The 14,649-nt window shown below is 70.7% G+C and carries 11 protein-coding genes; 2 read left to right on the plus strand and 9 right to left on the minus strand.

Annotated features, from left to right (window positions below; all coding sequences use genetic code 11):
• Positions 1 to 4: 4 nt before the first annotated feature.
• The 3 genes from PW734_03530 to raiA all read right to left on the minus strand — a co-directional run bounded on the left by PW734_03530 (position 5) and on the right by raiA (position 4,641).
• On the minus strand, positions 5 to 3,607 hold the full coding sequence (locus PW734_03530) for a DUF1800 family protein (protein ID MDE1170270.1): 3,603 nt from the start codon (positions 3,605 to 3,607) through the stop codon (positions 5 to 7).
• Between the two features lie 100 nt (positions 3,608 to 3,707).
• The gene (locus PW734_03535) at positions 3,708 to 4,283 is read right to left on the minus strand and encodes a Maf family protein (GenBank protein MDE1170271.1); all 576 of its coding nucleotides are present in this window, start codon (positions 4,281 to 4,283) and stop codon (positions 3,708 to 3,710) included.
• Positions 4,284 to 4,287: 4 nt separating this feature from the next.
• Positions 4,288 to 4,641 carry a ribosome-associated translation inhibitor RaiA gene (raiA, locus tag PW734_03540; protein MDE1170272.1) on the minus strand — a complete coding sequence of 118 codons (354 nt, stop codon included), beginning with the start codon at positions 4,639 to 4,641 and terminating at the stop codon, positions 4,288 to 4,290.
• Positions 4,642 to 4,732: 91 nt separating this feature from the next.
• Here raiA and cimA point away from each other — a divergent pair, with 91 nt between their 5' ends.
• Complete coding sequence (gene cimA / locus PW734_03545; protein MDE1170273.1) at positions 4,733 to 6,304, plus strand: citramalate synthase; 1,572 nt, start codon at positions 4,733 to 4,735, stop codon at positions 6,302 to 6,304.
• Here cimA and PW734_03550 read toward each other — a convergent pair.
• Complete coding sequence (locus tag PW734_03550) at positions 6,301 to 8,904, minus strand: valine--tRNA ligase (GenBank protein ID MDE1170274.1); 2,604 nt, start codon at positions 8,902 to 8,904, stop codon at positions 6,301 to 6,303. The two genes, cimA and PW734_03550, sit on opposite strands and share 4 nt — an antisense overlap.
• A 71-nt stretch (positions 8,905 to 8,975) precedes the next feature.
• Between PW734_03550 and PW734_03555 the strand changes: the two genes are divergently transcribed.
• Positions 8,976 to 9,770, plus strand: a complete 795-nt coding sequence (locus tag PW734_03555) for an OmpA family protein (GenBank protein ID MDE1170275.1) — start codon at positions 8,976 to 8,978, stop codon at positions 9,768 to 9,770.
• A 12-nt stretch (positions 9,771 to 9,782) separates the two neighbouring features.
• Here PW734_03555 and PW734_03560 read toward each other — a convergent pair whose 3' ends face one another.
• The 5 genes from PW734_03560 to trpE are packed head-to-tail and all read right to left on the minus strand — an operon-like array spanning position 9,783 to position 14,569.
• Positions 9,783 to 10,445 carry a biotin/lipoate A/B protein ligase family protein gene (locus PW734_03560; GenBank protein ID MDE1170276.1) on the minus strand — a complete coding sequence of 221 codons (663 nt, stop codon included), beginning with the start codon at positions 10,443 to 10,445 and terminating at the stop codon, positions 9,783 to 9,785.
• On the minus strand, positions 10,442 to 11,254 hold the full coding sequence (locus PW734_03565; protein MDE1170277.1) for a dienelactone hydrolase family protein: 813 nt from the start codon (positions 11,252 to 11,254) through the stop codon (positions 10,442 to 10,444). The genes PW734_03560 and PW734_03565 overlap by 4 nt, the downstream gene beginning before the upstream one ends.
• 7 nt (positions 11,255 to 11,261) lie before the next feature.
• Positions 11,262 to 12,515, minus strand: coding sequence for a Glu/Leu/Phe/Val dehydrogenase (locus tag PW734_03570; GenBank protein ID MDE1170278.1), 1,254 nt, complete (start codon positions 12,513 to 12,515; stop codon positions 11,262 to 11,264).
• A gap of 3 nt (positions 12,516 to 12,518) precedes the next feature.
• A complete protein-coding gene (locus tag PW734_03575) occupies positions 12,519 to 13,082 on the minus strand; it encodes an aminodeoxychorismate/anthranilate synthase component II (GenBank protein MDE1170279.1) in 564 nt (187 codons plus the stop codon).
• On the minus strand, positions 13,079 to 14,569 hold the full coding sequence (trpE, locus tag PW734_03580) for an anthranilate synthase component I (GenBank protein MDE1170280.1): 1,491 nt from the start codon (positions 14,567 to 14,569) through the stop codon (positions 13,079 to 13,081). Before trpE ends, PW734_03575 begins: the two co-directional genes overlap by 4 nt.
• Between the last annotated feature and the right edge of the window lie 80 nt (positions 14,570 to 14,649).

Here is a 14,649-nt window from a genome sequence, read left to right on the forward strand (position 1 = left end):
CGGGTTAGCGGAGGTTGGCCTCCGGCAGTTGGCAGAGGAAGGAGGCGAGGAGGGCGGCCCGCTGGGGCGGGGCGTCCTGGCTCTTGGAAAGGAGATCCTCCGCCGCCTGCTGGGAGGCGGGGGAAAGGAGGCGGCCGGTCAGCCGCAGGGAGAGGAAGTCGATGGCCTGGCGGTCCCGCGCGGCGTCCCACTTCCCCTTCGGGTCGAGCCATTCCGGCGGCAGGAGGGAGGAGAGCCGCGCGTCGAGACGCCGGGCGAACTGCCAGCGCTGCAGGAGGGCGTTGGAGCCGGCGTATTCCCGGTCCCCCTCCTTGTAGCCGTCCGGCGTGGGCCGGTCGAAGAGGCCCTGGCCCGACTGCTTGAGGAACGTGGCGGTGGCGCCCGCCTGGTCTGGGTCGGGCTCGTTGCCGCCCAGGCGCTGGAGGCGGACGGCGTAGTCGACCGGCTGGGCGAGGCGCAGCGGGGCCTTCCAGAATTCCGGCGCCTGGGCGATCTCCCGCAGGAGGGCCTGCATGTCTCCGCCGCTCTCCAGGTAGATCCTGGCCAGGCGGTCGACGAGCGGCTGCGGCGCGGGGACGCCGACGTAGTGCTCCGCCAGTTTGCGGGAGATGAAGGCGGCGGTGGCCGGATGGGCCGCCAGCATTTCCACGGCCAGGGAGACGCGGTCGAACCGCTCCGCCGGGGCCGAGGGCGGCAGTTCCAGGCCGAAGACCTCGCGCGGCTTGCCGTCGTTGAGCCGGGGGTCGAAGCGGAAGACGCGGTCCAGCTCGGGGCCGGGGACGCCCTGAAGGTCGGCCTCGCTGGAGAGGGTCCAGCCGTTGAGGACTCCGGCCAGGGTCGTCACGTCGGCCTGGGTGTAGCCGCCGTGGACGCCCAGGGTGTGCAGCTCCATGATCTCGCGGGCGTAGTTCTCGTTGAGCTTTCCGGCGTAGCTGTTGAACTGGTCCAGGTAGACGAGCATGGCGGGGCTGGTGGCGGAGAGGCGGAGCAGCTCCGGGAAGGGAGCGACGCCCGCCTGCCAGAAGCGGAGGTGCTCCCGCCATTTGGCCCCCTCCTTCACCTTGCTGACCCAGGTGGAGAAGTGGTTCTCCGTCCAGAGGACGAAGCGCGCGCGGACGGGGTTGGAGGTCAGGAGCAGCTGGTGCATGGCCCGCGCCGGGGCGCCCGCGCCGCGCGCCTCGGGAAAGGTGACGCCTGTCTCCTTGTCGAGGGCCTGGAGGGCGGGGCTGGAAAAATCCTCCGCCAGGCGGCGGCGGAGCCAGACGTCCTCCCCCTCCGTGAGGACGGCGGCCAGCTCCTCCGGCTCCGGCCCGTAGGCGAAGCGGTCCAAGAGCCGCACCGCGCGCGCGTAGGAGCCGGGCTCCCCGGAGAGCCGCGCGGGTACGGTGACGGTGACGGCGGCGGACCCCGCCTCCCGCCCGTCCCGGTCCCGGGCGACGACGGCCAGCGTGTGCGGCCCCGGCTTCCAGCCGCGCAGGGAAAGGGGAAAGACGACCGGCCCGAGGTTGCGCGGCGGGCGCAGGTGGAGGCCCAGCGGCTTGCCATCGGCCACCACGTCGACCCAGGCGGTGCCGGTGGCGGCGAAGCCCCGCGCGACGACCGCGTCGGCCGTTTCCAGGACGGCCCCCTCAAAGGGGTAGAGGAGCTGGACGGCGGGCGGCGGCGGCGCGGAACCGATCTCTTCCAGCCGCAGCGCGCGCAGGGAGAAGGAGGAGGGCTCCGGAGAGGCCAGGCCAATCCAAATCCGCTGGCCCGCCCGGCCATCCAGGTGGACGCGGCCCAAGGCGCACTCATAGCCCGTCACCGGCGCGCGGCCCAGCTGGACCGTCCCGTGCGGGGCGTGGATGCCGAAGGCGACCTCCGCCTTCGGCGCCTTGGGATCGGGCTTGGCGGTCTCCGCAAAGACGAGGAAGTCCCCGGCCAGCCCCGCGGGCAGTTCCAGAGCGGCGGAGGCGGCGGAGGCGAAGACGGCGGGCCGGTCGATCGGCGCGCGGGGCCCGGGCAGGAGGCCGGTCCAGCCCTTTTCCCCGGCGGTGAAGCGGAGGAAGCGGCGCGGCGGACCGGCCTGCCCTCCGGGCGCGTTTAGGACGATCCGCTGCGGCGGCGCCTCCGCGGCCAGGCCGCTGGGCAGGACGGAGCGGAGGGAGACGGTGTTCACGCCCGGCAGGAGGGAGCCGGGGGCGATGCGGAACCAGAGATCGGCGCCGGGCTGGGAGGCGATGCCGACGCCGTTGAGGAGCAGCTCGGTGCGGGCGGGCGCGGCCCCCGTGCCCGCGTTCTGCCACCAGGCCCGCGCGTGGAGAAGGACGGGGCCCGCCGCGGGCTGGTTGTCGAAGATCCGGTCAAAGCCGACGCGCAGCGGGGAGCCGGGACGGCCGATGACCGACATGTCGACGTCGTCCGCGCCGCTCGGATTGGCCGCCGGGCCGCTGCCCGCGCTCATGCCGCCGCCCATGGAGGGTTCCGCCGCGGCGGCCATCATGGGGGGCTCCTCCCCCGCCATCATCGCCATGCCGGGAGAAGGCGGGGCGGCGGCGTTCGCGTCGAGGCGGAGCAGCTCGTAGCGGTCCAGGAAGAGATCCCGCTTGTCCGGCCCCACGCGGAAGTCGTTCATGTAGGCGACGGTCAGGATGTGGGCCCCCGGCGGCAGCCGGAACGGCGTGCCGATGGGGACGCGGTGCCAATCGCCGGGAGAAAGGCGGGAGGAGGCGACCGGGGTGCGGTCCTCGTTGAAGCGGAGGCCGATGGTGGGAAGCGCGCCGCCGCCTTCCGTCCCCTTGGCGCGGAGGATGAGCTGGTAATAGCCGGGCGTGGGAACGTCGACCGCCAGGCACCAGCCGAGCTTGTTGTTGAAGGCGCCCAGGCGCTGGCCTCCGTCGGCCTCCGGATCCTTCTGGACGTCGGGCGGCTTCTCCCCGGCCTGGAGCGCGCGCGGGTCCGCGTTGCGCGCCGCGCAGGAGCCGGAGAGGAGCTGGCCGGGCTTCGGGCGGACGATGTTCAGCCAGAGCGGGTCGCCCTCCACGGCGGCCTGGCCGTCCCGCAGGACCGGGGTGAGGAGCGCGACGCCGGGAGGAAGCGCGTCCGCGTCGACCCGGAAGGTGAAGCGGCGGAAGCATTCCCCGGGTTGGGGCGGGGCGGCCAGGCCTGGCAGTTCCCGTCCGTCCGGAAGGCGGAGGGAGACCGTGCGCGGATCGTCGCCGGGCCGCGCGCTGAACAGCTCCGCGCAAACGGTGACCGGCCCCCACGCGTCGCAGCCCGCCGTGGGGCTGACCACCTGGGGCCGCGCGGGGTCAAGGCCGCCCGGCACGACGCGGGCCTCCAGGCGGCTCTTGTCCAGGAGGAGGGCGGCCTGGCCCGCCTGGCGCGGGTCGATCCGCAGGAAGCCCACAGTCCGCCCCGGCAGGACGGTGGGCGGCAGGAGGACGGCCAGCGTTCCGTCCGGCCCCTCCACGCGGAGCGGGTAGACGGTCTTTTCCTTCGGCGCGTGGGCGACCGCAAAGGGGACCACCTCCGCCGCCCCGGTGCGGAAGACCCGCGTGGCGGTCAGGAAATGGGGCTCCGGGACTTTTTCAGCCGGATCGGCAAAGAGAGGCGCGGATGCCCCCAATAGCGCACAGGCGAACGCGCAAGCCCGTGGAAGGAGAGGGAACCGCATAAGGGATTCAACCAGCCGTGTTATATCAATGTTGCGCCGCGGCGGCTAAAAATCAAGCAGCGCGGAGGACGGCGGCGACGGTTTCCAGGGGCAGGCCGATGACGTTGGTCAGGGAGCCCCGGACATCGGCGATGAGGGAGTCCCCCTGTTCCTGGACGGCGTAGCTGCCCGCCTTGTCCATCACGTCGACGGCGTCGAGGTAGCGGGCGATCCGCGCGTCCGAAAGGGGGTGGAAGAGGACGTGGCTGGAGGTGACGGCGCTCCGTTCCCGCCCGTCCGGCAACACCAGAACGACGGCCGTCTGTACGGTATGCCGCCGTCCGGCCAGGGTGCGGAGGGTGGCCGCGGCGTCGGCCCGGTCGCGCGGCTTGCCGAAAATGCGTCCGCCCAGGCTCACCGTGGTGTCGGCGGCCAGGATGCGGCGGCGGGGGAAGAGGCGCGCGGCGGCGCGGGCCTTGCCCAGGGCGTTGTGCCAGGCGAATTCGTGCGGGGAAAGGGCCCGGTTGTCCCGCTCTGTCCGCTCCTCGAACGGGAGCGAGCCGGCCAGTTGAAAGGGGACGCCCAGGAGGCCCAGGAGCTTCCGCCGCTGCGGCGAGCCGGAGGCTAGCAGGAGCGGCGGAATTTCCATGAAGCTAGACGCGGGCGACGACGCGCTTGGTCTTGGCCACGCGGCCCGCCACGCGGCGCTTGTCGGCGCGCGCGCCCTTCTTCTTGCGGAGCTGCTGCTCCAGCCGCTTGGCGACGAGGTCGACAGCCTGGTAGAGCTCGTGGCCGCGGTCTTCCGCGTGCAGGTCGGGGCCGGGGACGGCCAGGTGGACCTTCACCACGAAGGCGTGCTTGTTGGCCCGCGAGGTGTCGTGAAAGATCGCGACGTGGGCGCCGATGATCCCGTCGGCGAAGTGCTCCAGATGCTCCAGTTTCTCGGCGATGTGGCCGTGGATGGCCGCCGTCAGCTTGATGTCGCGCGGACTGATGTGGATTTGCATACGCCCTACGTTCGCACTCCGGCGCGGCGTTGTCGAGGGAGCTTCAAATTGGCGTGCATTAGCCGTGCCAAAACGGCAGGCTGACCGGCCCATGAACGCCGCCGTCCAGCTCTATGACACGACCCTGCGGGACGGCTCCCAGGCGGAGGGAATCCACTTTTCCACCGCCGACAAGCTTCACCTGGCCGCCCGGCTCGACGCCTTCGGCGTCCACTATATCGAGGGGGGATGGCCCGGCTCCAACCCCAAGGACATCGAGTTCTTCGAGCGGGCCAAAGGGCACCATTTTCAGAACGCCCGGCTGGCCGCCTTCGGCAGCACGCGCCGGGCCGGGGTCGCCGTGGAGGAGGACCCCCAGGTCCGCCTCCTCCTGGAGGCGCAAACCCCCGTCGTCACCATCTACGGGAAAACCTCCCTCCTCCACGTCCGGGAAGTCCTCCGCACCACGCCGGAGGAAAACCTGGCCATGATCGCCGACACCGTCTCCTACCTGAAATCCCAGGGCCGGGAGGTCATCTACGACGCCGAGCACGCCTTCGACGGCTACAAGGAAGACCCCGCCTACGCCATGGCCTGCCTGCAGGCGGCCCGCCGGGCGGGGGCCGACGTCGTCGTCCTTTGCGACACCAACGGCGGCTCCCTCCCCGGCTTCGTCGCCGAGGTGACCCGGGCGGCGGTGGCGCAGGTCGGCGGGGCCGTCGGCATCCACACCCACGACGACGCCGGGCTGGGCGTCGCCAACGCGCTGGCCGCCGTGGAGGCCGGGGCCGTCCACGTCCAGGGCACCGCCAACGGCTACGGGGAGCGGACCGGCAACTGCAACCTGACCACCGTCATCCCCAACCTTCAGCTGAAGATGGGACGCCCCGTCCTCCCCCCGGAAAAGCTTGCGCAGCTCCGCGACCTCTCCCTCTACATCGACGAGACGGCCAACCAGCGCCCGAACCCGCGCGCCCCCTTCGTCGGCCAGGCCTCCTTCGCCCACAAAGGGGGGACCCACGTCAACGCGGTCAACAAGCTCATCTCCAGCTACGAGCACATCGCGCCGGAGACGGTCGGCAATGTCCGCCGCATCCTGGTGGGCGAGCTTTCCGGCCGCACCAACGTCATGATGAAGGCGCGGGAGCTGAACCTCTCCCTGGACGAGAAGGCGCCGGAGACCCGCGAGATCCTGGAGACGATCAAGCGGCTGGAAAACGAGGGGTACGAATTCGAGGGGGCCGACGCCTCCTTCGAGCTCTTGGCGCGCAAGGCCCTCCAGCACCACCCGGCCTTCTTCTCCCTCATCGAATACCACGTCTCCTTCCGCCGCCGCCCGGACGGGCCGGAGGATTGCGAGGCGACGGTGAAGCTCTCCGTCGGCGAGGAAAAGACCTACACCGTCGCCGAGGGGGACGGCCCGGTCAACGCGCTCGACGCCGCGCTGCGCGAGGCCTTGCGGAAGTTCTACCCGCAGATCGCCCCCGTGCGGCTGACCGATTACAAGGTCCGCATCGTCGATTCCTCCTCCGGCACCGGCGCGAAGGTCCGCGTCCTCATCGAGTCGACCGACGGCGAGACGGCGTGGACGACCGTCGGCGTCTCGGCGAACATCATCGAGGCGTCCTGGATCGCCCTGCGCGACGCGCTGGAATACTTCCTCCTGCGCGGGGAAGCGGTCTAACCTAGCGCCGCCAGCTGCGCGGCGAACTGGGCGCGGTTCCGCTGGAGGGTTTCCAGCCGGTCGCGCCACTCCTGCACCCGCTCCGCGGGGGCCTTCGCCACCACGTCGGGATTGGAAAGTTTCTTCTCCGTCTGCGCGATGTCGGCTTCGGCCTTTTCCAGCTCCTTCGCCAGGCGCTTCTTCTCCGCCTCGGGGTCGATGAGGCCTTCCAGGGGGAGGTAGAGGTCGCCCAGCGGGGTGGGAACGAAGGGGGCCTTTTCCGACGCGGCGGCGTGGCCGATTTCGGACGCGCCCAGGAGCGTCTCCAGCACCTTCTGCGCGGCGGCGGGCGCCGGAGAGGACAATAGGAAGCGGAGCTTCTGGCCGGGGGGCAGCCCGTATTGGCTGCGGAGGGCGCGGCCTTTCTCGGCGGTCTGGTAGACCTTCTCCGCCAGCGCGGCTTCCTCTTCCCCGGCGGCCGGGGCGTGCGACTCCGGCCAGCCGGCGAACTGGATCGTCTCCGTGCCAAAGCCGAGGCCGAGCCACAGCTCCTCCGTGAGGAAGGGCATGAACGGGTGGAGGAGTCTTAAGACGCGGGCCAGGGTGTAGTCGATCGCCGCCAGGGTCCCCGCGCGGGTGGGGGAGGCGGGGTCGGCGAAGTCGACCTTGGCCGCCTCGATCAGGCGGGCGCAGAACTCGTTCCAGACGAAGTCGTAGAGCGCGTTGGCGGCGACGCTGAATTGGTATTCCTCCAGCGCGCGGCGGACGACGGCGGTGGCGGCCTCCAGCCGCTGAAGCAGGAGCCGGGCGAAGGGGGAGAGCGCCAGCGCGTACGGATCGGCCTGCGGGTCGATGGGGCCCTGCATGGCGCGGAAGCGGCAGGCGTTCCAGAGCTTGTTGCCGAAGTTGCGCCCCTCCTCGATCTGCTTCTCGTCGAAGCGGATGTCCTGCCCCTGCGGCGCGATGCGCATGAGGCCGAAGCGGACGCCGTCGGCGCCGTACTTGGCGATGAGGTCGAGCGGGTCGGGGGAGTTGCCGAGCGACTTCGACATCTTCCGCCCCTTCTGGTCGCGGATGAGGCCGGTGAAGCAGACGTCGCGGAAGGGGATGTTCTCCTGCGGCAGCGCGCCGCCGGGCTGGAACTCGAGCCCGGCGATGATCATGCGCGCGACCCAGAGGAAGATGATGTCCGGCCCGGTGACGAGGACGTCGGTCGGGTAGAAGGCCCGCCGCTCGGCGGCGTCCATCGTCTCGTAGGCCCAGAGCCAGGAGGAGAACCAGGTGTCGAGGGTGTCGGGGTCCTGCTCCCAGCCCGCGCCGGGGGACTCCGCCTGACAGCGTTCCTCGCCGTCCTTGTACCAAACGGGGATGCGGTGGCCCCACCAGACCTGGCGGGAGATGCACCACGGCTCGATGTTTTCCAGCCAGTGCGCGTAGACCTTTTCCCAGTGCTCCGGGAAGAAGCGGACGAGCTTTTCCCGCACGACGCGGAGGGCTTCCTCCGTCCGGGGATAGTCGAGGAACCACTGCTCGGAGAGGCGGGGCTCGATGGGCACGTCGGCCCGCTCGCTGTAGCCGACGGTGTTGCTGTAGGGCTCTTCCTTTTCCAGGAGGCCGCGCTCGGCCAGGAGGAGGGCGGCCTTTTCCCGGGCTTCGAAGCGGTCCAGGCCGTGCAGTTCCGGCACGGCGGGGCAGTCGATCCGCGCCTCGGGCGTGAGGATTTCGACGGCGGGCAGATTGTGGCGGCGGCCGATCTCGAAGTCGACCTTGTCGTGCGCCGGGGTGACTTTCAGCACGCCGGTGCCGAACTTGGGGTCGAGGGCGTCGTCGGCGACGATGGGGATCTCCGCGCGCGGGAAGGGGCGGAAGGCGGTCTGGCCCACCAGGTCCTTATAGCGCGGGTCGTCCGGGTGGACGGCCAGGGCCACGTCGCCCGGGATCGTCTCCGGCCGCGTGGTGGCGACGACCAGGAACGTGCCGGGCTTTCCGGCCAGCTCGTAGCGGATGTGGTAGAGCTTGCCCTGCTGGGGCTTGGGGATGACCTCCTCGTCGGAAATGGCGGTGAGCGAGCCGGGGCACCAGTTGACCATCCGCTTGCCGCGCCGGATGAGGCCCTTCTTGTAGAGGGCGACGAAGACGTCCTGCACCGCCCGGCTGTAACCGGCGTCCAGGGTGAAGCGCTCCCGCTCCCAGTCGCAGGAGCAGCCGAGCTTCTTGAGCTGGCCGGTGATGATGCCGCCGTGCTTTTCCTTCCAGGCCCAGACGCGGGCCAGGAACTCCTCGCGCCCCAGGTCGTGCCGGGTCTTCTTCTCCTCCTTGCGCAGGGCCTTTTCCACGGCGGTCTGGGTGGCCAGGCCGGCGTGGTCGGTGCCGGGGAGCCAGAGAACTTCCTTCCCCTCCAGGCGGGCCTTGCGGCAGAGGATGTCCTGCAGCGTGTTGTTGAGGACGTGGCCCATGGTGAGGACGCCGGTGATGTTCGGCGGCGGGATGACGATGGCGTAGCCGGGGCGCTCCGGGGAGACGCGGGCGGGATCGGCGTGGTAGAGGCCTTTTTCCAGCCATCCGGCGTAGAGGCGGTCCTGGATGGCGGCGGGCTCGTAGGCTTTGGCGAGTTCGGGCATGGGAGGACGGCGATCATCGTTTCCCCGCACGGTGCTTGCGAGAAAGATTTTCACGCTCTTAGATATCCGCCATGACCGACGCCGCGCCGAAGCGCCCGCCCGCGCCCCCCATCTGGATGCCCACCGGAGGCCGCGGCGCGCTCCTCTTCTGGGGCGGGCTCTGCGCCGTCCTGGCCGCGCTCCTGGTCTGGAGCTACGGCGGCTGGGTTTCCCAGGAAAAGGCGGCCCGCCTCCTGCGGGACCAGGAGCAGATCCTCGGCGCGGAGAACCAGCAGCTGCGCGCGCAGATCGACAAGCTTCAGGGCCAGCTGGCCCAGGAAGGCAACCTCCTCAAGAGCCGGGAGCAGGTCCTCCAGGCGGCCACGCAGACGCTCCAGGCCGTCCAGGCGCAGACCGAGCAGCAGGGCCAGCAGAGCGCGGCGGCCAGGCAGGCGCAGAACGATCTTCACGTGGCGCTGACCAAGGCCTTCGTCTCTCAGGACGGCGTGACGGTCTGGACGGAAGGGGACGCGGTCCGCGTCCGCATCCTGGACGGAGCCCTCTTCGACTCGACCGACCCGGGCCCGAACAAGCAGGGCGCGGCCTTCCTGCACAAATTGGCCGAGGTGGCGAAGGAAGCCCCCGCCGCCGAGATCCTGGTGGAGAGCTACATGGACACCCCGCCCGCCAAGGGGAAGCCCGCCGCGATGTTCAACCCCTGGGACCTTTCCCTGCGCCGGGGCAACGCGGTGGCCCGCGCCCTGGCGGAGGCGACCGATCCCGTCCGCGTCAGCCTGCGCCCCTACGGCGCGGCCAAGCCCCTTTCCGCCGCCGACCACGGAAAAAACCGCCGCATCGAGCTGACGCTGCACCCGCTGGCCAAGTAGGGGAGATTCGCCCTACCGCTGCCGGTTCCAGGCCTCGGTCCCGTAGCGTTCGCGGACCAGGGTTTCGGCCTCCGCCCGCTCCGCCTCCGTCGGCGCGCCGGGCTCCAGCGCGACGCCGAGCGCGGCGGCGAAGGCCTCCGGCAGCGCGGCGCGCAGGGCCTCGTTACGGGCGGGGTCCGGCAACAGGACGCTGCCCTGTTGGAGCATGCCCGCGCGCGTGCGGCGCTGGGCCGCCCCGGCGACTTTCCGGCCCGCGTGGACGACGTCGAAACGGACGGCGCGGTTGAAGCAGGCGTCGGCCTCTTCCGGGTCGCAGGAGGCGGCCAGCTCCGCCTCCACGCCGATGCGGCGGAGCGCGGCGGCGACCGCCTCATGGATGCGGGAATAGCTCTCCGCGGTGGAAAGGCCGCCGAGGGCGTCGTGCCGGGGAACGACGACGGTGTAAGTGACGTCCCGCGCGTGGTCGACGAGGCCGCCGCCCGTGTAGCGCCGGACGAAGGGCCGCCCCGCGGGGGCGACGGCCGCCTCCTGGAAATAGCCGAGGCTGACCGCCGGGTCCCGCCACTGGTAGATCCGCAGGACGCCGGACGCGGCGTGGCGCAGGAGCGCCTCGTCCAGGGCCATGTTCCAGGCCGCCTCCCCGGGCCCGTCGCGCAGGAGCCGCCAGGGGCTCATCCGTTGGCGGGCGCGGCCTTGGCCGCCTGCGGCGCGGAGGCCTTGGACGGGAAGAGCTTCTGCCAGGTCGATTTGATGAGGCCGGTTTTCTTCGGCTTTTCGGAGAAGGAGTGGGTGAGGAAGCCGAGGACTTTCTGCCAGGAGAGGGCCTCCTCCTCCTCCGCGGAGCCGCCGGGCAGGAGGTAGAGCTCCGCTTCCTTGTGGAGGGTTTCCAGCGATTTGCCGAAGCGCTCCCGCGCCTCCGGGGTGGAGGCGGCGTCCGAGGTGACGAAGAGGACCGGCGCGCCGAGGCGGGAGAGGTCCTGGGCGCCTTCCGGGAGCGGCCCGCCCAGGCAGGCGACGGCGTCCAGGGGCTCTCTCTCCGCCTCCGCGCGGAGGGCGGCCTCCACGGCCAAAGGCGCGCCCATGCCCCATCCGGCGACGCCGACGCGCGCGGCGCGGAAGCGCGGGCTCTGCCGCAGGAAGTTGACGGCGGCGGCGATGGTCCGCTGGGCCGACTCCGGGTCGAGCTGGCGGCGGAGGTCCTCCGCGCGGACGGTGTCGGGCGCGGTCTGGCCGTTGAAGAGGTCCGGGGCGACGGCGATGTAGCCCTCCTTCGCCAGCCGGTCGACGCGGTCCTTGTCGGCGTCGACCAGGCCGCGGCTGTCGTGGATCACCACCACGCCGCCGCGCGGCGCCTGGGCGGGGATGGCGAAGTAGGCGACGTCGTCGCTGCCGAAGTCGTTCAGCTTAAGCAGGGTGCCGGGGCGGCCGTCTTCCGCGCGGGCGGCGCAGGCGGTAAGGAGCAGCAGGAAGAGAATGCGGCGCATCGCTGTCCTACGGGAAGAGGCCGCGCGCGGCCTTGGCGTCGGAGACTTTCTTGATGCCGATGGAGAGGGCGGCGGTGCGGGTGGAAACCTTCCGTTCCTGCGCCAGCTTCAGCACGGTGGTGAAGGTGTGGCCCAGGAGGCGGTAGAGCTTGTCCATGACCTCCGCCTCCGTCCAAAAGAAGCTCTGCAGGCCCTGCACCCACTCAAAGTAGCTGACGACGACGCCGCCCGCGTTGCAGAGGATGTCGGGGATGAGGAGGATCTCCGGGCGCTGCTCCAGGATGGCGTCGGCCTCCGGGGTGGTGGGGCCGTTGGCGCCCGCCAGGACGCGGCACTTCAGCTTGCCCGCGTTTTCCGCGGTGATGACCTGCTCCATGGCGGCGGGGATCAGGATGTCGCACGGCTGGATGAGCATCTCCGCGTTGGAGATCTGGTCGGCCTCCTTGTATTCGGCCAGGGTGCCGCCGGCGTCCAGGAAGCGGCGGAGGTCGTGGGGATCGATCCCCTTTTCGTTATAGAGGCCGCCGGAGATGTCGCTGATGCCGATGATGCGGGAGCCGTACTTGGCCAGGGCCAGCGCGGCGTAGGTGCCGACGTTGCCGAAGCCCTGGATGATGACGCGGGAATCGGTGGGGAGCTTGAGGAGGTTGGCCGCCTGGTTGGCCAAAAAGGCGATGCCGCGGCCGGTGGCTTCCTTCCGCCCGGCGGAGCCGCCCAGGCCGATCGGCTTGCCGGTGACGACGCTGGGCACCGCGTGGCCGACGTGGGCGGAGTAGGTGTCCAGGAGCCAGGCCATGACCTGCTCGTTGGTGCCCATGTCGGGCGCGGGCACGTCGATGTGGGGGCCGATGAAGGGGATCAGCTCCTGGGTGTAGCGGCGGGTGACCGCCTCCAATTCCCGCAGGGAGAGGGTGCGCGGATCGCAGGTGACGCCGCCCTTGGCGCCGCCGTAGGGGAGGTCGACCAGGGCGCACTTCCAGCTCATCCACATGGCCAGCGCGGCCACCTCGCCGACGTCGACGGAGGGGGAGAAACGGATGCCGCCCTTCGTCGGCCCCAGGGTCAGGTGGTGCTGGACGCGGTGGCCGGAGAAAAGGCGGACCTCCCCGGAATCCATGCGGACGGGGACGGAGACGGAGATGACCCGCTTCGGCCACTTCGCCCGCTCACGGGTGACCTGGGGGAGGTCGAGGAAATCGGCCGCGCGGTCGAACTGCTGGCAGGCCATCTGGAACACCGGATTGTGGAGGAGGTAGTCCATAAGTTAGAGGGTGAGAAAATTGCGCAGGAGGTCCTTGCCGGATTGGGTGAGGATCGACTCCGGGTGGAATTGGACGCCGTAGACGGGGTGGTCCTTGTGCTTGAGGCCCATGATCTCCTCCTCGGCGGTGTCGGCGGTGATCTCCAGGCAGGCGGGCAAGGTGGCCCGCTCGACGATGAGGGAGTGGTAGCGCGTCGCCTCGAAGGGGTTGGGCAGGCCTTTGAAGAGGCCCTGGCCGTTGTGGCGGATGGGGGAGGTCTTCCCGTGCATGAGGCGCGGGGCGCGCATCACCACGCCGCCGTAGACTTCCCCGATGCACTGGTGGCCCAGACAGACGCCCAGGACGGGAATGGCGGGTCCGAAGCGCTCGATGACGCCGCAGGAGACGCCCGCGTCGCGCGGGGCCTTCGGGCCGGGGGAGATGACGATGCGGCCGGGCTTGAGGGCGGCGATCTCGTCCAGGGTCACCTCGTCGTGCCGTTTCACGACGACTTCCTCCCCCATCTCCCCGAAGTATTGGACGAGGTTGTAGGTGAAGGAGTCGTAGTTATCGATGAGGAGGATCATGGGCGGGCGACGTGCTGGGCCAGGGCCAGCGCCTTGAGGACGGCCTTGGCCTTGTTGAGGCTCTCCTGGTATTCGCCTTCCGGCGTCGAGTCGGCCACCAGGCCGCCGCCGGCCTGCAGATAGGCCTTGCCGTCCTTGAGCAGCGCGGTGCGGATGGCGATGCAGGAGTCGAGGTTGCCGGAGAAGCCGAAGTAGCCGACCGCCCCGCCGTAGCTGCCGCGGCAGGTGGGCTCCTCCTCCGCGATGATCTGCATGGCGCGGATCTTCGGCGCGCCGGTCAGGGTGCCGGCGGGGAAGGTGGCGCGCATCACGTCGTAGGCGCTGTGGCCGGGCTTCAGCTCCCCCGTCACGTTGGAGACGATGTGCATGACGTGCGAGTAGCGCTCGATGGTCATGAAGTCGGTCACCTTGACGGAGGAAAAGTCGCAGACGCGGCCCACGTCGTTGCGCGCCAGGTCGACGAGCATGACGTGCTCCGCCCGCTCCTTGGGATCGGCCAGGAGTTCCTGGGCCATCGCCTCGTCCTCGGCGGGGTCCTCCCGGCGGGGGCGCGTCCCGGCGATGGGGCGGATGGTGATCTGCCCCTCCTCCGCGCGGACGTGGACCTCCGGCGAGCAGCCGACCAGGGAAAAGCCCCCCAGCTTGAGGCAGAACATGTAGGGGGAGGGGTTGATGAGGCGCAGGGCGCGGTAGAGGTCGGCGGGATCGCCGGGGAAGGGGATCTCGAACCGCTGGGAGGGGACAATCTGGAAGATGTCCCCGGAGCGGATGAATTCCTGCATCCGCGCGGTCATGGAAAGGTATTCGTCCCGCGTCATGTTGATCGCGGGGGCATTCTCCGGCAGCGGCGCGCCGGGCTGGAGGAGCTGTTGGTGGATCGGCCGTTCCAGGTGGCGGGACAGGGCCTCGATGCGGGCGGCGGCCTCGTCGTAGGCGCGGTCGGGATCGCCCTCCACGTAGGCGTGGGCCAGCAGCTTCATCCGCCGTTCCAGGTGGTCGAAGATGACCAGCGTGTCGGCGACCAGGAAGCAGGCGTCGGGCACTTGGAGGTCGTCCTTCTTGGCGCGGGGGACGGTCTTCTCGAAATGGGTGGCGGCCTCGTAGGCCAGGTAGCCGACGGCGCCGCCGGAGAAGAGGGGCAGCCCCTCCACGGGGACGGGCCGGTAGGGGGCCATGAGGCGCTGGAGCTCCGCCAGGGGATCGGCCTGGGTCTTGTAGCGGCGGACCTCGCCGCGCTCCTCCAGGGTGACCTCCTCCCCCCGCATGGTGAAGACGAGGCGCGGGGAGGCGCCCAGGAAGGAGTAGCGGCTGAAGCGGCCGTTGTGCTCCGCCGATTCCAGGAGGAAGGAGGGGGCGCCGACCGCCCCGTCCAGCTTGAGGTAGGCGGAGACGGGGGTGTCGAGGTCGGCGACGATTTCCCGGTAGACGGGGATTAGGTTGCCCTGGCGCGCCAGCGCGCGGAAGGTCTCGCGGGAGGGGGTAAGCATGGCGGGCGCGTGCCGGGGGAAGGAAACGCTACGCCTTTCCGGGCCGGGGTGGCAAGCCTGGACCGGACGGCGGTTTCGGG

Source organism: Verrucomicrobium sp., assembly GCA_028283855.1.
Classification (GTDB): Bacteria; Verrucomicrobiota; Verrucomicrobiia; order Methylacidiphilales; family GAS474; genus GAS474.